The organism is Lysobacter sp. 2RAF19, from assembly GCF_052115395.1.
In the GTDB taxonomy this organism is placed as follows: Bacteria; Pseudomonadota; Gammaproteobacteria; order Xanthomonadales; family Xanthomonadaceae; genus Noviluteimonas.
In genome coordinates, this window is the sequence record NZ_JBFRGO010000003.1 from 403,270 (window position 1) to 428,458 (window position 25,189).

At 63.6% G+C, this 25,189-nt stretch carries 24 protein-coding genes; 10 read left to right on the forward strand and 14 right to left on the reverse strand.

Features of this window, described 5'->3' with window-relative positions; all coding sequences use genetic code 11:
• Positions 1-249 precede the first annotated feature (249 nt).
• The 4 genes from AB4059_RS13405 (at position 250) to AB4059_RS13420 (ending at position 4,933) form a co-directional block, all read left to right on the forward strand.
• Positions 250-1,545 carry a hypothetical protein gene (locus tag AB4059_RS13405; RefSeq protein ID WP_498979529.1) on the forward strand — a complete coding sequence of 432 codons (1,296 nt, stop codon included), beginning with the start codon at positions 250-252 and terminating at the stop codon, positions 1,543-1,545.
• A 2-nt stretch (positions 1,546-1,547) separates the two neighbouring features.
• On the forward strand, positions 1,548-2,432 hold the full coding sequence (locus AB4059_RS13410; RefSeq protein ID WP_498979530.1) for a S1 family peptidase: 885 nt from the start codon (positions 1,548-1,550) through the stop codon (positions 2,430-2,432).
• Positions 2,433-2,507: 75 nt separating this feature from the next.
• Positions 2,508-4,205, forward strand: a complete 1,698-nt coding sequence (locus tag AB4059_RS13415; RefSeq protein ID WP_498979532.1) for a hypothetical protein — start codon at positions 2,508-2,510, stop codon at positions 4,203-4,205.
• Positions 4,202-4,933, forward strand: coding sequence for a hypothetical protein (locus AB4059_RS13420; protein WP_498979533.1), 732 nt, complete (start codon positions 4,202-4,204; stop codon positions 4,931-4,933). The genes AB4059_RS13415 and AB4059_RS13420 overlap by 4 nt, the downstream gene beginning before the upstream one ends.
• 154 nt (positions 4,934-5,087) lie before the next feature.
• Here the strand turns inward: AB4059_RS13420 and AB4059_RS13425 are convergent, their stop codons facing one another.
• Both AB4059_RS13425 and AB4059_RS13430 read right to left on the reverse strand, forming a co-directional pair.
• Positions 5,088-5,582 carry a hypothetical protein gene (locus AB4059_RS13425; protein WP_498979535.1) on the reverse strand — a complete coding sequence of 165 codons (495 nt, stop codon included), beginning with the start codon at positions 5,580-5,582 and terminating at the stop codon, positions 5,088-5,090.
• A 3-nt stretch (positions 5,583-5,585) separates the two neighbouring features.
• Positions 5,586-6,497: a restriction endonuclease gene (locus tag AB4059_RS13430; RefSeq protein ID WP_498979536.1), complete on the reverse strand. Its 912-nt coding sequence runs from the start codon at positions 6,495-6,497 to the stop codon at positions 5,586-5,588.
• A 792-nt stretch (positions 6,498-7,289) separates the two neighbouring features.
• On the opposite strand from AB4059_RS13430, the gene eptA reads away from it, so the two are divergent.
• Complete coding sequence (eptA, locus tag AB4059_RS13435) at positions 7,290-8,891, forward strand: phosphoethanolamine--lipid A transferase EptA (RefSeq protein ID WP_498979537.1); 1,602 nt, start codon at positions 7,290-7,292, stop codon at positions 8,889-8,891.
• Here the strand turns inward: eptA and AB4059_RS13440 are convergent.
• The 5 genes from AB4059_RS13440 to AB4059_RS13460 form a co-directional block, all read right to left on the reverse strand.
• Positions 8,875-9,858: an MBL fold metallo-hydrolase gene (locus tag AB4059_RS13440; protein WP_498979538.1), complete on the reverse strand. Its 984-nt coding sequence runs from the start codon at positions 9,856-9,858 to the stop codon at positions 8,875-8,877. The genes eptA and AB4059_RS13440 overlap by 17 nt on opposite strands.
• Positions 9,859-9,966: 108 nt before the next feature.
• Positions 9,967-12,102, reverse strand: a complete 2,136-nt coding sequence (locus AB4059_RS13445) for a M36 family metallopeptidase (RefSeq protein WP_498979539.1) — start codon at positions 12,100-12,102, stop codon at positions 9,967-9,969.
• 110 nt (positions 12,103-12,212) lie between these two features.
• The gene (locus AB4059_RS13450) at positions 12,213-12,419 is read right to left on the reverse strand and encodes a VOC family protein (protein WP_498979540.1); all 207 of its coding nucleotides are present in this window, start codon (positions 12,417-12,419) and stop codon (positions 12,213-12,215) included.
• Positions 12,420-12,480: 61 nt separating this feature from the next.
• Positions 12,481-13,023 carry a demethoxyubiquinone hydroxylase family protein gene (locus AB4059_RS13455; protein ID WP_498979542.1) on the reverse strand — a complete coding sequence of 181 codons (543 nt, stop codon included), beginning with the start codon at positions 13,021-13,023 and terminating at the stop codon, positions 12,481-12,483.
• A gap of 282 nt (positions 13,024-13,305) precedes the next feature.
• Positions 13,306-14,274, reverse strand: a complete 969-nt coding sequence (locus AB4059_RS13460; RefSeq protein ID WP_498979543.1) for a quinone oxidoreductase family protein — start codon at positions 14,272-14,274, stop codon at positions 13,306-13,308.
• An 82-nt stretch (positions 14,275-14,356) separates the two neighbouring features.
• On the opposite strand from AB4059_RS13460, the gene AB4059_RS13465 reads away from it, so the two are divergent.
• On the forward strand, positions 14,357-16,033 hold the full coding sequence (locus AB4059_RS13465; RefSeq protein WP_498979545.1) for an NAD(P)/FAD-dependent oxidoreductase: 1,677 nt from the start codon (positions 14,357-14,359) through the stop codon (positions 16,031-16,033).
• On the opposite strand, the gene AB4059_RS13470 is transcribed toward AB4059_RS13465, so the two are convergent.
• Together AB4059_RS13470 and AB4059_RS13475 are read right to left on the reverse strand one after the other, a co-directional pair.
• Positions 16,034-16,408: an EF-hand domain-containing protein gene (locus tag AB4059_RS13470; RefSeq protein WP_498979546.1), complete on the reverse strand. Its 375-nt coding sequence runs from the start codon at positions 16,406-16,408 to the stop codon at positions 16,034-16,036.
• 17 nt (positions 16,409-16,425) lie between these two features.
• Complete coding sequence (locus tag AB4059_RS13475) at positions 16,426-16,905, reverse strand: RT0821/Lpp0805 family surface protein (RefSeq protein WP_498979547.1); 480 nt, start codon at positions 16,903-16,905, stop codon at positions 16,426-16,428.
• Positions 16,906-17,030: 125 nt separating this feature from the next.
• On the opposite strand from AB4059_RS13475, the gene AB4059_RS13480 reads away from it, so the two are divergent.
• A complete protein-coding gene (locus AB4059_RS13480) occupies positions 17,031-17,918 on the forward strand; it encodes a pseudouridine synthase (protein WP_498979548.1) in 888 nt (295 codons plus the stop codon).
• Between the two features lie 171 nt (positions 17,919-18,089).
• Here the strand turns inward: AB4059_RS13480 and AB4059_RS13485 are convergent, their stop codons facing one another.
• On the reverse strand, positions 18,090-18,728 hold the full coding sequence (locus tag AB4059_RS13485; RefSeq protein ID WP_498979550.1) for a dihydrofolate reductase family protein: 639 nt from the start codon (positions 18,726-18,728) through the stop codon (positions 18,090-18,092).
• 312 nt (positions 18,729-19,040) lie between these two features.
• Here AB4059_RS13485 and AB4059_RS13490 point away from each other — a divergent pair, with 312 nt between their 5' ends.
• From AB4059_RS13490 to AB4059_RS13500, 3 genes are all read left to right on the forward strand, one after another.
• Entirely contained in the window at positions 19,041-20,786 is a 1,746-nt protein-coding gene (locus AB4059_RS13490; RefSeq protein WP_498979551.1) for a tetratricopeptide repeat protein, read from the forward strand.
• Positions 20,787-20,878: 92 nt separating this feature from the next.
• Positions 20,879-21,367 (forward strand): hypothetical protein, encoded by a 489-nt coding sequence (locus tag AB4059_RS13495; RefSeq protein ID WP_498979552.1) that lies wholly within the window; start codon positions 20,879-20,881, stop codon positions 21,365-21,367.
• A gap of 21 nt (positions 21,368-21,388) precedes the next feature.
• Entirely contained in the window at positions 21,389-21,868 is a 480-nt protein-coding gene (locus AB4059_RS13500) for a hypothetical protein (RefSeq protein WP_498979553.1), read from the forward strand.
• Between the two features lie 190 nt (positions 21,869-22,058).
• On the opposite strand, the gene AB4059_RS13505 is transcribed toward AB4059_RS13500, so the two are convergent.
• From AB4059_RS13505 to AB4059_RS13520, 4 genes are all read right to left on the reverse strand, one after another.
• Positions 22,059-22,916, reverse strand: a complete 858-nt coding sequence (locus AB4059_RS13505) for a PA4780 family RIO1-like protein kinase (protein WP_498979554.1) — start codon at positions 22,914-22,916, stop codon at positions 22,059-22,061.
• A 71-nt stretch (positions 22,917-22,987) separates the two neighbouring features.
• The gene (locus AB4059_RS13510; protein ID WP_498979555.1) at positions 22,988-23,545 is read right to left on the reverse strand and encodes a hypothetical protein; all 558 of its coding nucleotides are present in this window, start codon (positions 23,543-23,545) and stop codon (positions 22,988-22,990) included.
• A 120-nt stretch (positions 23,546-23,665) separates the two neighbouring features.
• Positions 23,666-24,610, reverse strand: a complete 945-nt coding sequence (locus AB4059_RS13515; protein ID WP_498979556.1) for an FG-GAP repeat domain-containing protein — start codon at positions 24,608-24,610, stop codon at positions 23,666-23,668.
• A 13-nt stretch (positions 24,611-24,623) separates the two neighbouring features.
• Positions 24,624-25,103, reverse strand: coding sequence for a hypothetical protein (locus AB4059_RS13520; protein WP_498979557.1), 480 nt, complete (start codon positions 25,101-25,103; stop codon positions 24,624-24,626).
• Positions 25,104-25,189 lie beyond the last annotated feature (86 nt).

The following is a 25,189-nucleotide window of genomic DNA, read 5'->3' on the forward strand; positions in this document are numbered from 1 at the left end:
TTCTGTACATTGAAGGTCATGAAGCCGCCCCGATCGCGGCATTCAAGTCTTGATTGGGGTACGCGCGTTATCGGGAACGTTTTCGTGCAATTGCTCCGAGGGTGAAGAGCAATAGCAAGCGTGGCTACCACAACTCTCGTGGTGAGCGCTTCAGCCCAATCCGACAAACGGTTGTCCGAGCAGTCGGCGTCTGGTCGTTGCCTTCACTCGCGTAATGCACGAAAGGCATCGTCGCCAGGAGTGTTCACGATGGACAGGAATTTCTTCGAGCAAGCACGCAAGGTCGAGGTCGCAACATGTCTCATCTCCCTTGCCGTCGCTCTGCAGTTTTTCGCAGCCCAATCTGTCTATGCGCAGTCGTCCAGCCCCGTAGGTTCCGAAACAGATTGGGCCGCCGTGCAGGCTGCCGCTGCCGCGCAGGAGGCTGCATATAAGGCACAGGAGGCGGCGGCGAATGCCGAATCGGCGATGATCACCGCTCAGCAGAAGGCCTTCGGTGCCAAGTATGCAGTTGATGGGCAGACTGGTATCGCGGGAGATGTCACCCTTGGAGTAGGCACTGGCAAGCCGGAAGCAATCATTCTGGTGAGTCGCTCAGCGTTGGATTCGGCTGACACGATCTATGCACGCTTGAAGCCATCCATCGAGGCACGGCCAAACCAATCGCTGCTTGTGCTTACGGCCCCGTCCGATGTCGAAGCTCCCGACGCTGTTTTATTCGACATCAAGGTCACGCTTATCGAAAATGCGTTCAAGCTTGCTCAAGCCAAATTCAAGTCGGCTTCCGACCAAGATCCCGGTACGGGGAAGGAAGAAGGAAAGCCTGGGCCAAGAATGGTTGGGATCAGCAAGCTAGGCGCCATTACGGGTGGGCTTTCGAAGTTGGGAAGCTATTTTCTCTCTAATTACACTTTTCAGGCCATTGACAGTGCGACGTATCCGGCCGTATCGGTTGCCGATCACATCGCGGGCAAGGCAAAGCAGGACTTCCCTACGCGCTTGGTCCAGGTTTCCGGACATCTATTACCGCGGGACGCAAAACTGATCCTTGAACCGCTAGCCCGGCTCGACGCGCAGGCATTGGAGGTCGCGTCCGAACAGACGATCGCGACGGCGAGAGCGGCAAAGCTTCGTGAAGCAGGTAAAGAGCTGGCGGCCAAGCGATACGAGGCTTCCGATGCGGTGGCGACCAAGGCCCTTGAGGCGTACAACGCCTTGGTTGATGCAGTGGCAGCGGACCCAAAGGCCGCAAACATCACGCCGCTGTTTGCCCGCATCCTCCGCCAGAAGAAGGTGCTTGTCGCAACCGAAGCGAATGCGCTGGTGCTATCAATGGATGGGGCATCCGCGGCGCAGCTCTATTCGAAAAAGAATCTTTGGACCTTTTTTGGTGGACCTCCCGTCTATACGACTGGTGCATCCACGATCTCTTACGCTCTCATCGATCCTGCCAGTGACGGGATCATCGCGTCGGGACATGTGGCCGTACACGGCGGCTACCATTCGATACGAGAAGTGCAGAAAGCCAACGCGCCGAGCAAGTAGTCATGGGGAACCAACACCGTAGGTACTGCCTGCTTCTTCTGGCGCTGTTCGTCCTGGTTGCCTGTGAGCGAGGGGAAGCGCCTGCTCCTGCGAAGACTCAGGGTCAGCTCAAGATTCAACGTCTGGGCACGGGTGCAGCTCTGGTTTACAAGGGGCGGCCAGTGGCGCCAGGCGACTTTCGGGCGGTAGTCGGCATCACGCGGGGGACAGAGCGTTTTCCAGTCTGCACCGGCACGTTGATCGAGCCTGACGTCGTTCTGACCGCGGGCCACTGTGCATGTAGTGGCGCGCGGGGCAACATATTTGTCGGTCACAACCCCAGGAAGATCGACCCCAAGGCGCGCGAGGGGTACTACTTGGTGACTCGCTGGGTTGCGGCTCTTGGTTGCGGGGACGGCCTTCGAACAGGTCGCGATATCGCGCTCCTGAAACTCAAGGAAAACGTCAACAATGTTCTGCCTGCGAAGTTGGCAACTGACGCTCAGGTTGATGAAGCGGCGTTCTATCGAGTGGTGGGCTTTGGCGCCATCGACGCCGAGGGCAAGGTGTTCACTTACGAAAAGCGCGAGGCGGACGTGCCCGCTGTTACGAACGACTGTCTCGGCGACGCCGCGACAGAATTGGGATGCCTTCCTGGCAGCGAAATAGTGGCGGGTCGTCGGTTGTCGCCTGACTCTTGCAGTGGCGACAGCGGCGGCCCGTTGTATTCCGCGACGGGGGGAAGCACGGTACGTGTCCCTTCCGACTCACTCTTCCTGGCTGGCGTCACTTCGCGAGCCGCTGGGGACGCGCAAATGGCTTGCGGAGACGGTGGGGTCTACGAACGGCTGACCCCGGCCGCTCGAGCGTGGATTCGAAGGCAAATCACAGCGCTTCGTCGCAACTAGGTTGCTGCGTGAGTATCGGACCCGAAAGGCATGCCAGCGGTCCGAGCTCGCGATTACCGTGGAGGCATTTGCGCCATGAAGAGTGCAATTCCGCGAATTGGAAAGCCCCTATCGCGACTGGAGCCCGCCGAAATTCCTCGCGTGGCGAGGAAACTAACGGCTGGTGGGCGCCTGCCCACTGTCGATGCTGGGTGGTTCGCTCCAATCGATCATTCGCTTAATGCAGAGCCTGCTTTGTCCGATCTTGCGCTAAACAACAGTGCCGCACTTCTCTTGACGTCTTGGGCGGATGTCTACCTTTCTGAGCTACGTCCCAAGCTCAGTCTTCTGGACGGAATGCGCCGCCAATTCGCAGACGCGAATCAGCGTTACTCGGCGGCGCTGATCGAGCAGTTTCAGCTCGACGGCTCCGAGCTTATACATAGAGATGAAGTGGCGGCGGGCTGGTACGAACTTCAGTGGCGGACTTCGAACTATGAGTTGCGGGCGCAATGGGCGTGGAGCGGAGCGACTGCTCGCGCTTACCAAGCCTACAAAGATGTACTGGAAACGCCCGGCTTCACGATGACCGACTTTCATTCCGAAGCCGCGCAACGTGCTTGGCTTTCCACTGCTGCCATGATGACGCCCTATTGGAAATCGCATAAGGATCAACTTACACACCCAACGCAACCGTACCACCCTCGAAACTTTGCTTTCGCGCTCGATCCGATCGAGAACCCAGGACCGTATATGCCGCAGGATCCGACCGGTGCCGAATTCGGTCCAAGGCCAGTGTATGACTGGGTGTACTCACTTTCACAAAGGGCCTACTCCTCGGAATTGGCGAGCTACCAATCGGGGTTTGCTAGTCAGCTAGCGATCTCCGAGGGCGCGTTGGGCATGTCAACCAAGCTCCTAGCCGCAAAACTCGTGACTGCCAGATTCAATTACGAAGACGTTGATTTCAGAAGGCGGCGATCGGAGCTCACACTAGCGGCGAACGATCTCCGAAGGAGTTGTTTGAGTTCCGATAACGGGCCATCGAACTGGGGCGCTCGCCTGATGTCGCTGAAGACGTGTTTTGTCGAGGAGCTCGTTGAGCTGCTCTCAAGAGCGATTTCTGTTCGGTCGGGGCTCGAGCACTTGTGGGGCTGGAGCGCCCTGCCTGAAATCCCCCTTCCCGAGTCCTGGGATGACTCTCAAGGCCCATTTCTGGACGCCATATGGAAATGGATGATCGAAGTCGAAAGACGCGTGGCATCCGAGCTTCCTCGCGAAGAGTCAATAACGTTCCCGCTTTCCATTCGAGCCCTGATCGGGGAGCAAAAATGGCAGGAAGCTACAGAGAACATACAAGGATCACGTTTGACCGTGCGGTTTTCTTTGCCAGAGTCTGCTGTCGAAAGTTATTGGGGAATTCGACTAAGAGGTGTGTCGTGCTACGCGGTTGGGATGAATGAAGCGAATGTCGGAGTATGGCGTGGTGAGTTGCATTTGCCACGCCGAGCGCTTGTGTCCAGCGCTAGTGGTCGTAAATCTGAGGTCTTTCAACCGGGGGTTGCGTCCGAACTCGGAAGAATCAGCACGCGTTCGTCGCCGCGTCCTGCAGACGTTGCGGGGACATCGCGGTTGCGTAATAGGAGCCCAATTTCTTGGTCGGATGGAACGGATAACGACACGTCTTTCGAGCTTTCTATTTTTGGGCCATCGTCGTCTGGGGCCAATGCGAACTCGCTATCGGATGTGTCCTTGGATTTGTTCATGAGTGGATACCGGTACGACTCAAGATGATCGGTCGAGCGCGATTCGTCAGTGCCAGCGGCAAGGCTGCTCGAGGCGACGGCGACGATGACTCTTCGGATGACGGAGACGGGCAGAGTGGTTCGAATTTCTCCGACCACTACGGGAATGACCACGACCGCCCTGACGGTTCAAGTTCGGCTCACGCCGAAAAAATGGACTCCAACGATTCGGATGGAGGCCATTTTGATTTTGATCACTACCCGCAAGACGGGCCAGACCACGACCCGGGTTCACCCGCCAAAGAATCCAAACCGGCGCGCCAGGACGATAGGCGTCGACTCTCTGGGGACGCGTCGGGCGCGTCCGGTGCCAGTTATGACGTCGGGGTCGGTTTCGGCGGCGCGCTCATGGCAGGTGTAGGGATGAGCGTCGGCGCTGCAGCCGGAGGCGCGGTAGAAATATCGATGAATGAGGAAACCGGCGTTGCAATGCAGGGCGTTGTAGGCGTTTTCACCCCGGTATTGGGGTTGGGCGTAGTGGTTGGAAAGATTGGGCCAAGTCTTGAGATTGGGGGCGCGAAGAAAGAAGCGGTAACAAGCACGAACCTCTGTCAAAGCCAGATGCTGGTTGTTACCCCGATCGTCACCATTGCGTTCTCTGGTGACGAGGGAATCCAATCGCTTTCTGCCTCGTTCGGGGTGAGCGTTGGCTTAGGCGTTTTCGCGGGCTTTTATTGTGGCTTCGACCTTGACTCACCTTCGTGGAATCCGCCCTAGTGAGCAACCTCTCGCCTTGCGACTCGCGCAATTGCGCAGGCCGCCCTTGCACAGCTCCGGAGTGGTGGCTTCTAGGCGATTGATAGCCTCCTCGGCCTTGCATTGCGGTCGCGGATCTCGTCAGACGCAGGCTCGTGTGTCGCCTCGTAATACGTCACACGGGAAATGAAGACCTCAGCTTTTGTAGCCTCGCCCGCACATCCCGCATCTGATCCAGAGCGGCCTGAAGATCGGTAATGGAGTAGGGCGTGCGCTTCTGGTCGGGCGATGTCGGAAGGCCGACGACATTGACCACCTGCTGATTGATTGTCTCAACCCCCCAGCGCCCATGAAACAAGTCGTTCCGCAGGCCTCGAACGGACTGCGCGTCGGCAACCCAGTTTGCGTAAAGGGCCAGTGTTTCTGGCGACTCTTGGAACTTGGCCGCTACGGTCTTCTCCAAAAAATCAATGCGCTTGCTGAAGGTGAGTGGCTCCAGCTGTTTCGTTAGCTGATCAAGTGAGACTCCGTCATCTGACCAGGCCAGAAACAAGCCGAGGTCCATCTCCAAGCGGGAGTACTCGAAGATCATCATTCCGAGAAGCGTCGCGGCATCTCGCTCCAGGCGCCTTCGCTCCTCGAGGACTTCCACCCCGGTCCATTCCTTCATGGCTTACTGCCCCCGCACTTGACCAGGCCGCCCTTCGTACAACTCCGGCGTGTTGGCTTCTAGGACCTTGATTGATTCCTCGGCCTTGCGTTGCTGTTCGCGGATCTCTTCCGGGGTGGGCGTGCGTATCGTGTAGGAGGGCGGCGCCGTCTCGACTTGCTCGACGACCATCGGCTGCGGCTGCACCGCACGTCGTTGCTGCTGGATCCGATCGGCCGCAGCGGGCGCCATCGGCATCAGGTAGTCGGGTACGAAGACGTGCTTCATCCAAGTCATGAAGAGAAGCACGATGAGGAAAGGTACGAGGACCAAAAACAACACCTTCAAGATGAAGGCCTTCGCGGTGAAGCCAACTGACCTGGACGCCACCGATTTCGTGCCCCCGCCGCGGATCCGGTCTTCAGCAGCGCTGAGCAACCGCCCGCCGATATAAGCCGCGGCGCCCTTTGCGTTTGGCCCAAGCTTCGACGTCATCGAGTCCGTGAACCCGGAAGGTGGCGCAGGCAACGGCTCGGGCAGCGGTCCCAACATAGCGCGCAGATCGTCGCCATCGACCAACTGCACATGACCTTGCTTCGTCGCCGCTTCGACCGCTGCGCGAGTGAATTCGCCGCTCGTGACCAGGATCGCACCGGTCGCGCCTTCATTGACCATCACCCCAATCAACTGGTGAACGTCGTTGTGAGGCACCTTCATCGCGTTCCAGTGTTTGCACTGGACAATGACGTATTCCCCATTGCGTCGCAGCTTGAGGTCGATGCCACCGTCGTAACGAGCCCCACCGCTGCCGGTGCCGCAGTGGTCGACTTCGTAGCCGGCGTAGCCGTAGTGCTTGGCGAGCAGGCGCTCGACTTCTGCCCAGTCAGTGCGGGCAAGCGCGTCGTCGCGCCTTTGGGAAACACGTTTGAGAGACATCCTGCCCCCTGCAGGATTCAGCTGTCCCCATCCTACCAAGGCTTTCGTCGAGGAGGACGCATGCGGTCACGTGGTGACCCAGAGTCACGCGACGCGCGACACGCGCCAAATCCCATTGTCATCCGACAATGACGTTGATGACAGAGTCGGCGCGAACAGTTGTTCCTGGCGGGTCATCCTGTAGGAAGCTGCCGGACAACTCCAGCGTCTTGCCAATCGCCGCGGCGAACAACGCCATGACTGGAGCCTTGGCGGATGGAAGAAGGACGAACTTGACGTCTGGATCCGTTCGCCAACTACTGTCGTAGATTTGGACGGGCCCCGTGTAATCGACCACGGTATAGGCGCCTGCCTTGGCAACTTTACCTGCGACTCCGATTAGTTGACTGACTGGTCGCGGCATCTGAATTGACTCCTCGTTGTGTTGCTTGGTTGAGTGTTGGCACTGCTCCGGAAACCGGCGTTCGCTTGCAACGCACTCAGCAACGCGGGGCGCGACAGGGCGCGGCCATTGCGCTCAATCTGCACAGCTAGCACTGTTGAACATCGCTCACCCCTGACCTCCATGAAACGATCGGCTCCCTGCAAAGCTCGCTTTGCAGCCCCCAATGACTGCCCCAGCGAAAGCCCCCGATCGAAGCGACCCCGCAAGGTGATGCCCCAGCGTGGGGAGTTTCAAATTTTTTTCCCAAAAAAATTTGGAACTTCACACGTTCGGGCGGCGCGCCAATAATGGTGTAACGCTCTTGAACGGTGGCCCCTGATGGTCAGCGTCACGCTCGAGGCGAGTGCATGAACCGGTCGTTCCCCAACCGCTTCACCTGCCGCTACCCTCCCTTCCTGGCAGCTTCAACCGCCGCGAATCTATTGTTATTCGCCTGGCCCCTCTACACCTTCGCCCTCTCCACCCTCCACGCCACCGCCTGGTCCGGGATCTCGGCGCTCCTGGTCCTGACCCTCCTGCAAGCGATCCTCCTGGTGATCGCGCTCACCGCAGTCTCGCTGCTCTCCCTCCGGGCAATGAAAGCCCTATGCATCCTCCTGCTCATCGCCAACGCCCTCGCGTTGTATTTCATCGACACCTACAACGTCCTGCTCGACAAGACGATGATGGCCAACGTCTTCGACGTCGACCGCGGAGAGGCCTTCGAGCTCTTCCATCCCAAGCTCGTCGCGTACCTGCTCGTGTTGGGCTTGCTCCCCGCATGGGTCGTCGCCCGGACGGCGATCGTCGATTCCACGCGGCTCAGGCGCTTGCGCGTGCTGCTGGTCGCCGGCGTGCTCGGATGCGTCGTGGTGTATGCAGGTTCGCCGACGTGGTTCTGGTTCGACAAACATGCCAGGCAGCTGGGCGGGTTGATGTTGCCGTGGGCTTATCTCGCGAACTCCGCGCGCCTGTTGGAGGACACCGCTGCCGCCCATCGTCGGCAGGCGCCGTTGCCGCCGCTGCACTTCGTCGACGACACGCATGCGGCACGCAAGACGATCGTCGTGCTGGTGATCGGTGAATCGGCGCGCGCAGACCACTTCTCACTTTATGGCTACGGCAGGGATACGAATCCCGAACTCGCCAGGGCCGGCGTGATCGCGCTGCCCGATGCGCGCGCATGCGCCACGTACACGATCGCAGCGATCCGCTGCATGTTGTCGCCGATGGGCAGCGATGCGTCGGCGCGTGTCGGTCAGGAAACGTTGCCCAGTTATCTGCAGCGCTACGGTGTGCAAGTCGTCTGGCGCTCCAACAACTGGGGCGAGCCGCCGCTGGAAGTCGGGCTGTATCAGCGTGCGGAGGACATCCGCAAGACGTGCACCGGCGATGGCTGCGAACATCTCGACCACGACGAGGTGCTGCTCCATGGGCTGCAGGACATGTTGTCGAACGCCACGTCCCGACGCATCTTCGTGGTGCTGCACTTGGCCGGCAGTCACGGGCCGAGCTACTCCCGCAAGGTGCCAGCGGCATTCGCGCGTTTCCAGCCGGTCTGTGAATCGGTGGACGTGGGCGCGTGCAGCCACGCTTCACTCGTCAATGCCTACGACAACACGCTGCTTTACACCGATCACGTGCTGGCCGAAACGATCGGGATCCTGCGGGCGGTGCCGGAGAGCGACGCCACCATGCTCTACATCTCCGATCACGGCGAGTCGTTGGGAGAACACGGCCTCTATCTCCACGGCGTTCCGAATGCGATCGCGCCCGATGTCCAACGCGTCGTGCCGTTGATCGTCTGGATGTCGCCCGGGTTCAGTGCCTCCAGGCAGGTGTCAGCCGAGGACATGCGAGCGAAGGCGCCCTTCGGCGACGACAACATTTTCCACAGTGTCGTGGGGGCCTTCGGCGGCAGCAGTGCGGTCTACAAGCCGCGGTTGGACTTGTTCAACCCTGCGGAGTGAGCGGAGCCGGACACGACTTCGCGTCAAACAACTCCGTCGTCTGATACCCCTGCAGCAACCCGAACTTGATCCGGTGCTGTCGCAGGCGATCGATCAGGAAATCGAACGCAGCCGGCGTTCCCTCCGCCAGCCTCAGCTTGTGGCTGAGCGGCCGCGCGGTGTCGTCCCATTGCAACGGGATCACGAGTTCCGGATGCACCTGGTCGACGGTCTGCCGGAAATACTGGTCCTGGAAGGAGTCGCTTTGCTCGGCCAGGCCGCCGGTGGGAAGGAACAGGACGTCGGCGTTCACGTGATCCAGCGCGCCGGGCACGAAGTTCGTCGACGCCTTGACCAGGATCGAACGCGTGCCTCTGCGGATGAGGAAATCGGTGGCGCTGCCGCCGGGCGGTGTTCGGCCTGACGTGTCCTTCGGCACGGGCGCCGCCATTGACGCGATCGGCGCGATGCGGAAATTCCCGACCTCGATGGCGCCGCCCGGGATGTACGCGGCGAGTTGTTGTTGCGGCACGCCGTCGGCGCGCGCGACCTCGAGCGATGCGCTCGGTCCGTAGACGGTCGCGCCGGTCCTGTGCGCGATGTAGGCCGCGTCGCGGATGTGATCGTTCGCGCCTGCGAGGAAGATCGCCTTGAGGCGCGTGGCTTGCACCGTTTCCAAGGTTTCGTCGATGCGCGCGTCATCGGCGCGCGTGGTCGCGTCGGTGGCGCGGCTCACGAACGGGTTGATGAGCAACTGCGTTTGACCGTCATCGACCAGCAGCATCGAGGCGCCCAGATAGGTGACGGTGAAGCTGCAGGGCCTGGGCACCACGCTCACGGGCTTCAACACGTTGACGCGGAAGCGCTGCGGTATCGGGTCGCCTTCGTCTGCCGCGCCGGACGCCGACGTGCCGTCGCCGTGCCGTTGGCAGGCGGCCAGGGCCATCAGCGTCAACAGCAAGCAGGCAGCAATCTCACGCGTGCGCATCGCGGGCCTCCCTGGCGGGTACGGCAAATAAACGGGGCGACGGTCGTGTCCGTCGCCCCGAATGTACCGTCTCAGCCACTTGCCGTCTTTGGCAACGGCTTCCGTCGCTTACTTCGGCGCCGCACACACCGCAGGCAGCATGAACGATTCGCGAATCACCACCTTGGTCCCGCGCGCCGATCCACGTGCGCCGACGCCGACGCCGTACTTCGCGAACGCACGCCACACCAGGCATTCCTGGCCCACGTCGGTGAGCGAGGCGAGGATGCCGTCGCGCATGTCTTCGAACGTCGGCTCTGCCGGCGTGTAGTTCATGCCATCGACGAGCACCGCCAGCGTCTGGTCGGCGGTGAACCCTGCCGCCTGAAAGTTCTTCCACACCTGCCAGCCGATCGCGCCGTACAGCTCGCCGTCGAAGTGCACTTCGGTGCCCTGGACGTCGCCGTAGGTGCGCGAGTAGTTCGCGTACGGTTCGCTGCGCAGGCCGTTCGCCAGGCCCGTGGCGTATTCGGCGACCTTGTCGTCGTTGTTGACGATGACCGACAGCACGTCGCTCATGCCTTCGCCGATCGCGCCGCCCAGCGGGCCATCCATGCGGCCGATCATGCGCCACGTCAGGCCATGGCCGTACTCGTGCCACACGATGTCGGAGTCGAGGTCGCCATCACGTTGGATCAGCGGCGGATCGATCACGCGGATCGTCGCTGCGATCGGCGAGGCCGCGCGCAGCGTGGCGCCCGCCGCCTGCGTTACCATGACCGCGGGGAATTGCGGGCTCGTGCCGCCCATGACGAACGGATCGCCGGCGACGTTGTTCGCCACGATCAACGCAACGGCACCCGCGGCTTGTGCGTTGGTCGCCTTGACGACGAAATCGCACGATCCACGATTGACCAGTGCGATGCGCCCGGTGACATTGGTCGTGATGGCTTCGCAACCATCGGCGTTGCTGGTGCCGCCGCTGTCGAGCGCGGCGACCACCGTGCCCTGCAGGCCGGTCGGCGTGAAGGGCGGCGAGAACTCCGCGCGACGTGCGGGGTAGGTCACGCCGCCGGCGATCACCTGGTGATCGGGCTGCGGCGAAGACCACAGGTACATCTGCATGCGCGGATTGCGTCCGTCGCGCGGTGTGGCGAAGTTGGCGTTGTCCGTGCTGCCGCCGTCCTGTGCTTCGGCGTTCACCGAGTCGCTGCCGGTGCCGCCCAGGCCGAAGTTGTTTTCCTGGAAGTTGCCCGCGGCTTCGTCGAAGCCCGCTGCATACAGACGGTCGTGGATGACGTTGTTGAGGTAGAACAGGTTCTGCACCGCGACGTCGGGGTTGTTGCCGTCAAAGGGCTGCGTGGCGGCGTTGAAGACCGCGAGGAAACGCCGGTTCGACACGCGCGTGCCGCCGGCGTCGGGCAGGCCGTCGTTGTTGGTGTCCAGGTAGGCATGGACGTTGTTGCCGGTGATGTTGTCGCTTAGGTGGCTGCCGTTGAACAACCAGTTCGTCGGTCCGCTGATGATGGCTTGCGGCGTCTTGATCGGATCCACCGTGAACACGCGATAGTCGTCGCGCGCCGTGCGGTGGCTGGTATCGAGCACGCGGCCGTCGCCCGAAACCAAGGTTTCGACTAGGTCGTTGCCGGCTTCGCGCCAGGTCTCGACGCGGAACCCGACTTGCAGGCGCCCATCGGACAACGGCACAGCCACGCGCGTGACGATCGGACGGTCATGGAAGCCCTGCGTCTTCGCGAACTTCGTCGCGGCACCGATCTTCTGCACGCGCGCCGGCGCAGCGCCGGCGATGTTGCGCGCGACGAGCGCGACGCGCAGCGCGGCAGTTTCATCGACACGCGCCGCCTGCAGCCCGGTGGCCGGAACGGCCGCGAGATTTTCCACCACGCTCAGCAGCCGACCATCGCGCCCGATCGCGGCCTTGACGTAAGCGCCTTGCACTTCCAGGCCACCGACTTCCTGTTGCATGCGCAACTGGCGCACGCCCTTGCTGTCGCGCGCATCGGAGCGCACGCGCAACGCGTTGACGGCGCCGGCGCCGTGGCCTTTGCCGCGCAGGAAGTTGGAAACGATGGTCGACGCCGCGGCTTGCGACGGCGCGGTCAGCGCTTGTCCATTCGGAGCGCGGGTGATGTGCGTGGCGGCGCGGTCATCACGCGCCGACGGAGACACGGCCGCCGCCTGGACGGCGAGGGCGACGGCGGCGGAGAGCAAGCCGACCGCGCAGGTCGTTGCAAGGACTTTCATGGAGGAGACTCCCGAAGTGGTGGGGGATCGCGAACGAACACGACCACCTCCCCGCAGCCGCGTCGCGCGATTGGGCGACCGGGTTCGTAAGTTCCCGGTGAAGGGCAGGACTACGGACCGGAATTGTTGTCGCGCGAACTCATCTGCAACAGGGCGCTAGCGAGAAACACCGGCGCACCTGCAATCGTCAGACCGACGACCGAGCCGAGATCCCACGACACTTCCGCACCCAATGCCCGGCGATACCACGCCGTGGCCTCCGCCGCGCTTGGAACGGCGAGCATGACCGAGATGATCGCGTTGCTCGACTGCATCATTTGAGCCTCCGCTTCTGCCAACAGTGCGCGCGAGCTGTGTGTTAGCCCGACGGCCCCGGCATCACAACCGCATACCCATCCAAATGACCGCCTCCGTGGAGGCGGAAACAACCGGCCCCAGCACCTTCAGCCAGACGCTACCGACCTGCGCGTGCGCGACCGAGCGGTCGTGATGCTGTTGCTCCTCGGCGACGATGGCGGAGATCGCCGCAACCGCAGGCGCGTCGTTGTCGTGCAATTCCACGAGCTGTTGCTGCAAATGGCGCAGGACGACGCGCTCCACAGCAACCGTCGTGGCGGCAATCGCACCCGCACCGCAGAGACCGGTCACCAACCCGAGCACGTACCCGCCGATCCCGCAGAGCCAATAGCTGCGGCAACGCGGCCGGCCACGACGCTGCAACTCGGCCCAGAAGATCGCGCGATGCCCTTGCTCATGGGAGCGAAACTCAACGAGCTCCCCGATCATCGAAGGCGCAGTCAGCCGAGCCGCGTGGATCTGCCCGGTGTAAATGCAAATGGCGCCTTGCTCGCCAGCGTGATTGACCTTGAGGATCCGGTCACCAAGGCTTTGGTTCGCAACGCGTCCAGCAACTGCGTCCATGACTGCCGGCCTCGGGACCCATTGAGCAAAGCCCAGAGTAGTGACGGACCATCCAGGCAGCAACTGAAACCTAGGCTGCCCCCGCTCTTCGCGAACCCGAAAACAATCAGTTACCTGCAAAGCAGCGCTTTGCAGCCCCCAAAGAACGCCCGGGCGAAAGCCCCCGATCGAAGCGACCCGCAAGGTGATGCCCCAGCGTGGGGAGTTTCAAATTTTTTTCCCAAAAAAATTTGGAACTTCACACGTTCGGGCGGCGCGCCAATGCTGGAGTGCCGCGCATCACTACGGAATCAACAACACCTTCCCCGCACTCCCGCGCCCCTCAAGAATCGCATGCGCCTTCGCCCCTTCGCGCAACGGAACCCGCGCAGCAACCCCCACCCGCAACTGCCCCGCACGCACCGCATCAAACAGCCGATCCGCCCGCTTCTGACGCACCTGAGCAGTCGTCAACACATTCCAAAGATCGCCTCCAACCAACGTCAGCGACCGATCCATCAACACCCGAGGATCCACCGCATCCGGATCCCCCGCCGCCATCCCGTAAAACACCACCGTCCCCCCAGTCCGCGCCAACCCCAAACTGTCCCCGAGCGTCCGCCCGATCGCGTCGTACACCACGTCCACGCCATCCGGCACCAAAGCACGCACCCGCTCGACCCAGCCATCCCCCGAATCCAGCGCATGCCGCGCACCCGAAGCAAGCGCAGACCGCCGCTTCTCCTCCGACGACGCCAGCGCAATCACCGTCGCCCCCTTCGCCGTCGCCAACTGCACCAACAACTGCCCGACACCCCCACCCGCCGCGTGCACCAACAAGGTCTCACCCGCCTGCACCGCATGACTGTCCTCGAGCAGAAACTGCGCCGTCAGCCCCTGCAACAACAACGCCGCCGCCGTCTCCGCGTCCATGTCGTCGGGCAACACGATCAACCGATCCAACGGCACCGCCACCAATTCGGCATTGGCGAACGCACAGTCGGCGAACGCGACACGCTGCCCGACCACGAACCCACGGCCGACATCCTGCGCATCGAGCGCAGCGATCACCCCCGCACCCTCGTAACCGGCGATCCAAGGCGGCGACCCCGCCAAGTGATAACGCCCCTGGCGCCGATAGATGTCGGCGAAGTTCAGCCCGATGGCCTGCGTGCGCACGACCGCAACGCCCGGGCCGGGCTGCGGATCGGGCAGGGCGGTCCATTCCAGGACCTCGGGTCCCCCGAAACGCGAGAAAGTCAGTGCATGCATGGCCGGTCTCCTCGGGAAACACGATGTTATCGACTCCTGCCGCCTAAAATGCCCGCCACGAACCCGTAATCGAATCCGCCGCATGTTGCGACTGACCGACCTCAAGCTCCCGCTCGACCACCCGGAGGACGCGCTGCGCAAGGCGATCCTGGCGCGGCTGGGCATCGCCAACGACGAGCTCACCGGCTTCACCGTCGCCAAGCGCAGCTACGACGCACGCCGGCGCGGCGCGATCGTGCTGATCTATTCGGTCGACGTCGACACCCCGCGCGAAGCCGACATCCTGCAACGCCTGCACCTGGACGCCGAAGCCGCGCAGTACGCGCGCGCAGGGGAGGGCGGCAAGGTGATGCCCACGCCCGACACCAACTACAAGTTCGTCGCGCGCGCGCCCGACCATCTTCCGCTGCGCCCGCTCGTGATCGGCATGGGGCCGTGTGGCCTGTTCGCCGCCCTCGTGCTCGCACAGATGGGCTTCCGGCCCATCGTGCTCGAGCGCGGCAAGGCCGTGCGCGAACGCACCAAGGACACCTGGGGCCTGTGGCGCGGAAAGGTGCTCAACCCCGAGTCAAACGTGCAGTTCGGCGAAGGCGGCGCGGGCACGTTCTCCGACGGCAAGTTGTGGAGCCAGATCAGCGACCCGAAGCATTACGGGCGCAAGGTGATCGACGAGTTCGTCATCGCCGGCGCGCCGGAAGAGATCGCCTACGTCAGCAAGCCGCACATCGGCACCTTCCGCCTGGTGTCGATGGTGGAGCAGATGCGCGCGACGATCGAATCGCTCGGCGGCGAAATCCGTTTCAGCCAGCGCGTCGATGATTTGCTCGTGGAAACCGACAGCGCCGGCACGCGCCACGTGCGCGGCGTGACGCTCGAAAGCGGCGAACAACTGCGCGCCGACCACGTCGTACTCGCGCTCGGCCACAGTGCGCGCGACACCTTCGCGATGCTGCATGCGCGCGGCGTCTTCGTCGAAGCCAAACCGTTCTCGATCGGCTTCCGCATCGAACACCCGCAATCCCTGATCGATGCCGCGCGCTTCGGCCCGCAAGCCGGGCATCCGCTGCTCGGCGCGGCCGATTACAAACTCGTGCATCACTGCCGCAACGGGCGTTCGGTGTACAGCTTCTGCATGTGCCCCGGCGGCACGGTGGTCGCCGCGGCCAGCGAGCCCGGGCGCGTGGTCACCAATGGAATGAGCCAATATTCGCGCAACGAACGCAATGCGAATGCAGCCATCGTCTGCGGCATTTCGCCCGAGGATTACGCGCCCTACGGCGAAGGCCCGCTCGCCGGCATCGAACTGCAACGGCACTGGGAAGCGCATGCGTTCGAACTCGGCGGCGGCGAGTACGAGGCGCCGGGACAATTGGTGGGTGACTTCCTCAAAGGCCGCGCGTCGAACAACTTCGGCAACGTGCTTCCCTCGTACAAACCCGGCGTGCGTTTGGGTGATCTCGCGGAATCGCTGCCGGAGTACGCGATCGCAGCCATCCGCGAAGCGCTGCCGGCCTTCGACAAACAAATCCGCGGCTTCGCGATGCAAGACGCGATTTTGACCGGCGTCGAAACCCGCACGTCTTCGCCTGTGCGCGTCACGCGCGGCGAAGATGGCCATAGCCTCAATACACGCGGCTTGTTCCCGGCCGGCGAAGGCGCGGGCTATGCGGGCGGCATTCTGTCGGCCGGCGTCGATGGCATCCGCACGGCCGAAGCGGTCGCGCTCGACATGCTGTCGCGCAACACGCGCGCGGCGTAGTTACTTCCGCTGCGCGCTCTCCGTGCGATCGATCGCGCCATCGGCATTGGCGTCCACGGCCTTGAAATCGCTGTCGGAGTAGGCGGTCACTTCCTCGGGCGCCAGGAAGCCGTCGTGGTTGGCGTCGATCGTGTCGAACTTGCTCGGGTCGGGCGCGTCGGCGACTTCGCTTCGCGACAACTTGCCGTCGCGATCTTCGTCGTGGAGCAGGACCACCTCTTCGACGTAGTTGCCGTACTCGGTGCGATCGACCTTGCCGTCGTGATTGGCGTCGGCGACGTCGAAACGCGCCGGTTGGGGGTCCGGCTTGACCTGCGCCGCCGCCGGAAGCGCGGCCGCGACGACAAGGGCGAAGCCAAGGGCCAGCTTGATCATGATCGCCACTCCTTCGGTCAGACGTCCCACGCGCCGTTGGACTGCTTGCACGCGGTGCCGGTGGTCTCGTCGACCGGCTCGCCGCCTACGCTGAGGCCGCGCCGGAAGTCCCGGCACAGCCGGCCATCGGACATGCGTTTGGTATCCAGCGCGACGAAGTAACCCGACTCCTGCGTGCGCGGGTCGGTCCAGGTGATCTTCTGGCCGGAGGCGCCATTGTTGAGCGCACGCTGCGCGGCGTCCTTTTCGTACTCGGACTTCGCATGCTTCTTGTACAGATGGTCGCCGACGAACCCGCCGGCCACGGCGCCCGCCGCCGTCATCAACACCTTGCCGGTGCCGCTGCCGAACATGTTGCCGACCAGCCCGCCGACCACCGCACCGGCGACGACCGAACCGCCTTGCTTCTGGCTTTCGCGGGTCCCCGGATCGCTGGCGCAGGCCGTCAGGGCGAGCGCGGTGGCCAGCACGAGGACGTGTTGCAATCGCTGTTTCATGGCCATGACTCCGGGCCGCGCATGACGTGGTCATGTTCCAGCCGCGCGGTTAAGTCCACGTGTTTTCCGCCTCCGTAAAACTACGTAGGAAATACGGGTTCTTGATCGGATGCCACACTTCCGACATGCGCAAACGTCCCCCCACCCTCGACGGTCTGCCGGCCAGCACACTGCAACTCCCGCCGGGCCCATGGCCGACCGTGCTGGATTGCCTGTGCGAGCGCTTCCCGTCGATCGCGCGTACGCAATGGCTGGAACGCATGGAACGCGGCCGTGTCGTCGACAACAACGGCACCTGGCTGCTGCCGGACACCCCGTACCGCGTGGGCCTCGAAGTCCACTACTACCGTGAAGTCCCCGACGAAGCGCCCATCCCCTTCGATGAAGTCGTACTACACACCGACGCCGACCTGCTGGTGGCAGACAAACCGCATTTCCTCCCCGTCGCACCCACCGGCGCGCACGTCCACGAAACCCTGCTGGGCCGCCTGATCCGCCGAACCGGCAACCACGACCTGGTCCCACTGCACCGCATCGATCGCGAGACCGCCGGAGTGGTGTTGTTCTCGACCAACCCGCAAACCCGCGCGCTGTACCAGGCCCTGTTCCGCGAACGACGCATCGAAAAACACTACGAAGCCATCGCACCCGCGTTACCCGATGTCGAATTCCCCCGTACGCATTCCAGCCGCATCGTCGCCGGCGACCCCTTCTTCCGCATGCAGGAAATCGAAGGACCGCCGAACAGCGAAACCCGGATCGACGTCATCGCACGCGGCGACACACACTGGCACTACGCACTGACCCCGATCACCGGCCGCAAGCACCAACTCCGCGTGCACATGGCCGCACTGGGCGCGCCAATCGAAAACGACCCGCTCTATCCATCGCTGCGCCACCGCGGGGCAGGGGACTACACCGCGCCACTGCAACTACTGGCCAGGCGGATCGCGTTCGTCGATCCGCGCAGCGGCATCGAGCGCAGCTTTTCGAGCCCGCAAACAATCGGCTAGTGCGAAGCGTGCTTCGCACCCAGCAATGAACGCCCGAGCGAACTCCACTGATCGAAGCGACCCGCAAGGTGATGCCCCAGCGTGGGGAGTTTCAAATTTTTTTCCCAAAAAAATTTGGAACTTCACACGTTCGGGCGGCGCGCCAACGAGGGTGGAGTGCTTTTAATCAAGTCACGCACGCACATAACGCAAGTGCGTAGCGTCCGGACTCTCGATCACCCGATCGATCCGGAACCCAGGCACCGACGGACCGAGGTTTTCGAACAACCGCCGCCCACCGCCGAACATCACCGGCACCAACGCAATCTCGAGCGCATCCACCACCCCCAGCTTCAAATACTGCTGGACCACATCCGCCCCGCCCGAAATACGCACATCCCGCCCACCCGCAGCCGCCTTCGCCAGCGCAAGCGCACGCTCGGCCCCGTCGTTCACGAAATAAAACGTCGTCCCACCCGGCCGAACCCACGGCTCCCGCCGCTCGTGCGTCAACACATACACCGGCGTGTGAAACGGCGCTTCCTCCGGCCACGAAGCCGCCCCCTGCTCGAACATCCGCTTGCCCATGATGTTCGCCCCGATGCGCTCCATCGTCTGACGCACCATGTCGTTGACCGGCCCCGTCTCGCCCCCCGCGCCGAACCCATGGTTCTCGCGAAAGGCCTGCTGCTTGAGCAGCCACCCCATCAACGCCCCCCACTTGGCGCCCCAGCCCAGGTACTCCGGCGTCTCCCAATGCGCGATGGCCATGCCCTCCGGCGCCATGTAGCCATCGAGACTCAGCCCGATATTCACGAAAACCTGGGTCATTGATTTCCCCCTCGAGAGTTCGCGCAGAGCCTACCCCGAAAACAATCGGCCCCCTGCAAAGCGTGCTTTGCAGCCCCCGATGAACGCGCGAGCGAAAGCCCCCTGATCGAAGCGACCCGCAAGGTCAATGCCCCAGCGTCGAGGGTTTCAAATTTTTTTCCCAAAAAAATTTGGAACCCTCGACGTTCGGGCGGCGCGCCAATACTGGAGAAATGCTCTCGAGCCCCGGAGCCGACACGGAAACCACCAAAGCCCGCGGCCCGTTTCAGCCGCTTGCTGCGTTCCAGTCCGAATGACCCCCAGCACACCCCCATGCTGACCATCCGCCAGCTCCGCAAACGCAAAGTCGCGCAATGGGTGCTCGGCTACACCGCCGTCGCATGGGCCCTGCTGCAGGGCGTGGGCATGCTGGCCGGCACCTATGGCTGGTCCGCCATGCCGATGCGCGTGGGCGTGGCGCTCGCCGTCCTCGGCTTCTTCATCACCCTGGTCGTCGCATGGTTCCAGGGCGAACGCGGCCAACAGAAAGTCACGCGCCTGGAAGTGTCGTTGATCGCCATCGTCGTGATCGTGGGCGGCGCCTGGCTGTGGCAGACCGTCCGCACCACCTCGGAAACAACGGCGGCGACCACCGCCGACAACGGCATCCCGACGATCGAAAAAGACCCCTCGATCGCCGTGCTCCCGCTGGAGAACCTGAGCGCCGACAAAGCGCAGCAATACTTCTCCGACGGCGTCTCCGAAGAACTCCTCAACGTGCTGAACAAGGTGCCCGAACTGCGCGTGATCGCGCGCACCTCCAGCTTCGCGTTCAAGGGCCAGGACCTGTCCGTGCCCGATATCGCGCGCCGCCTGCACGTTGCGTCGATCCTGCAGGGCAGCGTGCGCAAGGCCGGCAGCCGCGTGCGCATCTCGGTGCAACTGGTGCGCGCCACCGATGGCACGCAACTGTGGTCGGAAAACTACGACCGCAGCCTCGACGACATCTTCCAGGTGCAGGACGAGATCGCCGCGTCCGTCGTCGACCAACTGAAGATCAAGCTGCTCAAGGCGCCCACCGTGACGCCCGTGGATCCTCGGGTCTACCCGTTGGTGCTGCAGGCGCAGGCACTGCTCGACCAGCAGAGCAAGGAAGGACGCGCGCAGGCGCTGCTGGTGTTCAGGCAGGCATTGTCGATCGCGCCGAACGAAGCGCGCGCATGGGCGGGCCTGGGGCGTGTGTACATCAACCAGTCCATCTACAGCGAAATGCCGCCGGCGCAAGCGGCGAAGCTGGCGCGCGAAGCGCTGAACAAGGCGCTGCGCATCGATCCGCGCAACGTCATCGCCATCACCGGCCTGGCGCGCCTGGCCGCGGACTTCGACTTCGACGCGCAGGCTGCCGCCGATTACAACAAGCGGGCGTTGCAGATCGAACCGAACAACCTGGTGGCGATCAACACGCTCGGCATCCTGCTCAGCAACGTGGGCCGCTTCGAAGATGCGCTGCCGCTGTACGACTATCGCGTCGCACACGATCCCGCCAACCCGACCGCCTACAACAATCGCGGCATCACCCGCTATTACGCGCGGCAATGGGATTCGGCGATCGACGACTTCCGCACCGCGTTGCGCCTGAGCCCGGCCTTCGTCGGCGCACGCAACGGCATCGCCGTCTCGCTGCTGGTGGGGAAGGGCGATGCCGCCGGTGCGCTGCGCGAGATCGCCGGCGAACCGGATGAAGCCTCGCGGCTGCAGGTGCGCGCGCTGGCCTTCCACGCGCTGGGCCGCACGCGCGAATCCGACGCGGCGTTGCAAGGCCTGATCAGGACGTATGGGGACCAGCAGCCCACGCTGGTCGCGCTCGCCTACAGCTACCGCGTCGATCGCGACAACGCCTTCCATTGGTTGGACGAAGCGGCGCGCATCCACGATCCGGCCGCGACGTCGGTGGCCTTCGACGTGTTGACCGACTCGCTGCGCGACGACCCGCGCTGGCCGCCGTTCCTGCGCAAGATCGGGTATGCCCCGGAGCAGCTCTCGGCGATCCGGATCGAAGTGCCCAAGCCGGGGGCGTGACGGGTTAACCCCACCCGATCGGGGGAGTCCCACCTGCGCGGTTCCATCGTTGTTATTGATTGGACCCTCTCTCGCGCAGCCCGGAGCACGACATGAAAGTCAAACGCACCCTCTGCCTGCTCGGGCTGGGCCTGATCGCGACGGCGGCGGCATTCGCCTTGGGTCATCCCCATTTCCTCCGCGCCCCCAGTGCGCGACTCGGCTCGCCGAAGGTGATCATCAATTGGGCCGAAGCCGGCCTGGGCAACACGGGCAGCGGCATCACCTACACCGCGAGCGCAACGGCCGGCGCCAAATTCCAATGCGTCAAGACCGGCCACGTTTGCCCGAAGCCGGGCGCCAAGGAAGAAGTGCTTTACAACGTCCACGTCAGCGGCACGTTCAGCGTCGACAAGAACGGCAAGATCAGCGACACGCTGATCATCCCGGCGCCGCAAAGCACGCTCGTCTGCCCGCAATACCAGCACGTGGTCATCGCCTCCGTCGTCTTCACCAACATCACCCTGGAGGACACGACCAACGACATCTCGTCGCCGGCCAACCCGTCGTCGCTGGCATACAACGGGCCTGAATGTCCCTAGCAAGCAGCAAGGGAGCATGAAATGAAATTCAAACGCACGCTGGGCCTGATCGGCCTGGGCCTCGTCGCAACAGCCGTCATCGCCGGCAACCCGAAATTCCTGCGCGCACCCAGCGCCTCGCTCGGCTCGCCGAAAGTCATCGTGCGATGGACCGAAGTCGGACTCGGCGGCATCGACAGCGTCAGCTATACCGCCAGCGCAACCGCCGCCGCCCGCTACCAGTGCGTCAACCGCGGCAACAATTGCCCGGCCGCCTCGAACAAGGCCGACGTACTGTCCAACGTCTCGGTGGGCGCCACCTACGATGTCGACAAGAACGGACGGGTCACCGGCGCCCTGATCATCCCCGCGCCGCCAAGCAACCTGGTGTGCCCCGGCAACCAGGTCGTAGGCGTGGTCTCCGCCGTCTTCACCAACATCACCCTGACGGATCTGACGAACAACGTCTCCTCGCTCACCAACCCCTCGTCCCTGAGCTACAACGCCCCCGAGTGCCCCTAAGAAAAACGATCGGCGACCTGCAAAGCCACGCTTTGCAGCCAGGAATGACGGCTCGGGCGAACCCCCGATCGAAGCGACCCGCAAGGTGATGCCCCAGCGTGGTGCGTTTCAAATTTTTTTCCCAAAAAAATTTGGAACGCACCACGTTCGGGCGGCGCGCCAATGATGGAGGAGCGCGCTTTCGATCGAATCAGTCATCGCTCTCCGCAGCCTCCCGCCCCTGCTGCCGAATCACCGCTTCCTGCCGCGCATCCTCGATCGACATCAACACCGCCCCCACGTCCGCCTCGTGCGTACTGAAGTGGAACTTCCCGGTGAGCGCCGTCTCCGGCTGCAGTTCGCCGGCTTCATACAACGCCCACATCTCCTCCCCGAAATGCAACATGTCCAGCTCCGGCGCGAAGAACGCGAGCGCCGAACGCAACTTGTTGACATCCCGCAACAACATCGCACGCGCGTGATTGTTGCCCGCCGCGCTGACCGCCTGCGGCAGATCGATGATCACCGGCCCGTGCGCATCCACCAGCACGTTGTATTCCGACAAATCGCCGTGGATCATCCCCAGGCACAACATCCGCACGACCTGCCGCACCAGGAACACGAAAAACTCGCGCGCACGCTCCGCATCCAGCTCCACCTCGCTCAACCGCGGCGCACTGTGCCCATCGCTGTCGACCACCAACTCCATGACCAGCACGCCGTTGAAATACCCGAACGGACTGGGCACGCGCACACCCGCCGCGCTGAGCTGGTACAGCGCATCGACCTCGGTGTTCTTCCACGCTTCTTCCAGCGCCTTCTTGCCGTACTTGCTGGCCTTGCCCATCGCGCGCGCCTGCCGGCTGCCGCGCACCTTGCGACCTTCCTGGTACTGCGCACGGGCCTGGAAACTGCGCTGCGCCATGTCCTTGTAGACCTTCGCGCAGCGCATCTGCTCGCCGCAACGCACGACGTAGACCGACGCTTCCTTGCCGCTCTTGAGCTGGCGGACCACGGCGTCGATCACGCCATCGTCGAGGAGGGCTTGCAGTCCAGCGGGGGTTTTCATGGGCGCGCGCGCTGGAATGGGCGCGCATTATCCCCTACCGGCAATTGCGCCGGTCTCACGTCCGCCACGCGTCATTGCGGTTCGCTCACCGGCCCCCAGCGCAGTCGGTAGTCGAGATTCTCGACGTGGTCCGGTTTCCCGCATCCACCGGCCGCCAAACCCTGGCAGGTCATCAAGCGCCAACGGACTTTCGCGGGAGGCGGCAATGGCGAAGCGTTGCTCGTGAGCGCGTGGGCTTCGTCCACGCGCAGACGATCGAGCTTCGACCTGTAACAGGGATCGGACGTCGGCCTGAACCAACAGGTCCCTTTCGGCGCTGCCGTCGCACCGTAATCGCAATACGCAGAACCGGCCGCGGCGGGTTTTTGACTGTCGCACTCCGCCCCCTGCGACGTGCAGGTGCGCTGCGCGAGCGCATCCTGGAACACCAGGCAACCGCCACCGGTGACGCCCGGTTTTCCATCGGGCATCAGCGCCTCCAGGTCGCCGTCGGGCGCACTGATCAGTCGAAACGATCCGGAAACGGTTTGCGGGCCGACCGCCACCGGCCCCGGCTCGACCTTGAACAGCGCAGTGCTGAAAGCACAGGCGATGAGTGTCGCCATCGCCAACAACGCAGTGCGGCGCATCGTCGTTCCCCGTGCGGGCCCGATCGAGTCAACGATGCAGGGTCGCCATGGCCGGCCATGCCGGCGACGAGCGGCCACGAATCGCTGCGGGTGCAGCGATCCGTGGCGCGCGCGCCTTGCTCAGAACGCCCAGGGATCGCGTTTGAAATCGGCGACGGCCGCGACGATCCAGGCCGGGTCGGCGACGGTCGCCAGGGGAATCTGCGCGGCCGCGTTGCCCGACGGCCAGATCACGTTGCGTCCGCCGGCGGTGTCGCGCCAGAGCACGTCCGCCGTGCCGTTGCCGTCGAAGTCGGCGATGCCCACGACCTTCCAGCTCAGCCTCGACACCGTCCGCAGCGCCACCGCATCGCTGGAGCGCCCGCGATGCCACAGGACATTCAGTCCGGTCTTCGCGTTGCGCCAGAGGATGTCGGTGGCGTGGTCGCCGTCGAAATCGCCGACACCGGCGACTTGCCAGGCGAGGTTGGCGATCGTGGTCGTCGCCCGCAACGTGCGTGCGTTCCCGCGCAACCAGATCGTGTTGGCGCCCGTGACGCGATTGCGCCAGAGGATGTCGGTGTAGCCGTCGCCGTCGAAGTCGCCGACGCCTGCGATCGTCCAGTCCGGCTGGGCCGTGACAAGGACGTCGTCGTATTTGCCGATCCCGATGCGCCACAGCACGTTGCTTCCGGTCGCGGCGTCCCGCCACAGAAGGTCGAACAGGTGGGTGCCGGTATCGAAATACCCCATGCCCGCGAGCGTCCAGGTCTGCTTGGGCACGGTCGGCAAGGTGAAAGCCGCATCGACCTGGGCCGACGGCCACGCCACGTTGCGTCCATCCACGCGATTGCGCCAGATCACGCTCGTGAGGCCATTGAAGCTGGACACCGACGTGCCGACGACTTGCCAGTCGCGCGTCATGTTCGCGACCGGTTTGCTCTGCAGGTGGTCGCCGCCTTTCCAGAGGATGTTGGCGCCGGTCGCGGTGTTGCGCCACAGGATGTCGGCCGTGGGCTGTGCATGCGCGGCGAAACAGGCGCCGGCCAGTGCAGCTGCAATCCAGAATGCATGTCTGGTGTCCATTGCAAGGCCTCCGCTATTGCCGGGTGGAAACGGCGTGGCCGCACAACTCGCCCATCACGCTGCCGTCGGCGGCGTGGCGCACGGCGTGCACGGGACCGGCGATCCGCCGACCGTCGTTGCTCATCAGCAGCACGCGGTCGACTGTCTGGTAGCCGTCGTAGGTGCCATCGGGCAGGTACCAGTCGAACAACAGGTGCATGCGGTATTGCCGCGTGTTCGGGTTGTATTTCCAGGTGCCGAGGCCTTCGACGCGCACCGGGTTGGGCGGGACGCTTTCGATCATCGTGCCGCCGGCATGGAACTGCAGCGTGTTGCGGATCTGGATCGGGTACACGCCGCTGCCGCAGGGGCCGACCGCCGCCTGCGTGCGCCACAGCCCGACGATATGGTTGGCCGGGGTGGCCAGGCTGCCGGTGGTCCAGGGGTCTCCAGCGAGGGCAGTGCTTGCGGTGGCGGCCGCGACGAGGCCGAGCAGGACGACTTTCGGTGACATGGTCGATCTCCACAGGAGGGCAGGGGCGCCGTTCGGCGCTGGGCGAAGGTCCGCCCGCGCTGGCCTGCATCGCCATCGATTTCCGG

Excerpts from the sequence above, each read along its gene's own strand:
- AB4059_RS13410 (WP_498979530.1), top strand. The coding sequence starts at position 1,548 with ATGGGGAACCAACACCGTAGGTACTGCCTGCTTCTTCTGGCGCTGTTC.
- AB4059_RS13455 (WP_498979542.1), bottom strand. The coding sequence starts at position 13,023 with ATGGACGCAGTTGCTGGACGCGTTGCGAACCAAAGCCTTGGTGACCGG.
- AB4059_RS13500 (WP_498979553.1), top strand. The coding sequence starts at position 21,389 with ATGAAATTCAAACGCACGCTGGGCCTGATCGGCCTGGGCCTCGTCGCA.
- AB4059_RS13520 (WP_498979557.1), bottom strand. The coding sequence starts at position 25,103 with ATGTCACCGAAAGTCGTCCTGCTCGGCCTCGTCGCGGCCGCCACCGCA.
- AB4059_RS13445 (WP_498979539.1), bottom strand. The coding sequence starts at position 12,102 with ATGAAAGTCCTTGCAACGACCTGCGCGGTCGGCTTGCTCTCCGCCGCC.
- AB4059_RS13425 (WP_498979535.1), bottom strand. The coding sequence starts at position 5,582 with ATGAAGGAATGGACCGGGGTGGAAGTCCTCGAGGAGCGAAGGCGCCTG.
- AB4059_RS13495 (WP_498979552.1), top strand. The coding sequence starts at position 20,879 with ATGAAAGTCAAACGCACCCTCTGCCTGCTCGGGCTGGGCCTGATCGCG.
- AB4059_RS13475 (WP_498979547.1), bottom strand. The coding sequence starts at position 16,905 with ATGAAACAGCGATTGCAACACGTCCTCGTGCTGGCCACCGCGCTCGCC.
- AB4059_RS13515 (WP_498979556.1), bottom strand. The coding sequence starts at position 24,610 with ATGGACACCAGACATGCATTCTGGATTGCAGCTGCACTGGCCGGCGCC.
- AB4059_RS13490 (WP_498979551.1), top strand. The coding sequence starts at position 19,041 with ATGCTGACCATCCGCCAGCTCCGCAAACGCAAAGTCGCGCAATGGGTG.
- AB4059_RS13470 (WP_498979546.1), bottom strand. The coding sequence starts at position 16,408 with ATGATCAAGCTGGCCCTTGGCTTCGCCCTTGTCGTCGCGGCCGCGCTT.
- AB4059_RS13440 (WP_498979538.1), bottom strand. The coding sequence starts at position 9,858 with ATGCGCACGCGTGAGATTGCTGCCTGCTTGCTGTTGACGCTGATGGCC.
- AB4059_RS13465 (WP_498979545.1), top strand. The coding sequence starts at position 14,357 with ATGTTGCGACTGACCGACCTCAAGCTCCCGCTCGACCACCCGGAGGAC.
- AB4059_RS13510 (WP_498979555.1), bottom strand. The coding sequence starts at position 23,545 with ATGCGCCGCACTGCGTTGTTGGCGATGGCGACACTCATCGCCTGTGCT.
- AB4059_RS13485 (WP_498979550.1), bottom strand. The coding sequence starts at position 18,728 with ATGACCCAGGTTTTCGTGAATATCGGGCTGAGTCTCGATGGCTACATG.
- AB4059_RS13430 (WP_498979536.1), bottom strand. The coding sequence starts at position 6,497 with ATGTCTCTCAAACGTGTTTCCCAAAGGCGCGACGACGCGCTTGCCCGC.
- AB4059_RS13480 (WP_498979548.1), top strand. The coding sequence starts at position 17,031 with ATGCGCAAACGTCCCCCCACCCTCGACGGTCTGCCGGCCAGCACACTG.
- AB4059_RS13460 (WP_498979543.1), bottom strand. The coding sequence starts at position 14,274 with ATGCATGCACTGACTTTCTCGCGTTTCGGGGGACCCGAGGTCCTGGAA.
- AB4059_RS13405 (WP_498979529.1), top strand. The coding sequence starts at position 250 with ATGGACAGGAATTTCTTCGAGCAAGCACGCAAGGTCGAGGTCGCAACA.
- AB4059_RS13420 (WP_498979533.1), top strand. The coding sequence starts at position 4,202 with ATGATCGGTCGAGCGCGATTCGTCAGTGCCAGCGGCAAGGCTGCTCGA.
- AB4059_RS13505 (WP_498979554.1), bottom strand. The coding sequence starts at position 22,916 with ATGAAAACCCCCGCTGGACTGCAAGCCCTCCTCGACGATGGCGTGATC.
- eptA (WP_498979537.1), top strand. The coding sequence starts at position 7,290 with ATGAACCGGTCGTTCCCCAACCGCTTCACCTGCCGCTACCCTCCCTTC.
- AB4059_RS13415 (WP_498979532.1), top strand. The coding sequence starts at position 2,508 with ATGAAGAGTGCAATTCCGCGAATTGGAAAGCCCCTATCGCGACTGGAG.
- AB4059_RS13450 (WP_498979540.1), bottom strand. The coding sequence starts at position 12,419 with ATGATGCAGTCGAGCAACGCGATCATCTCGGTCATGCTCGCCGTTCCA.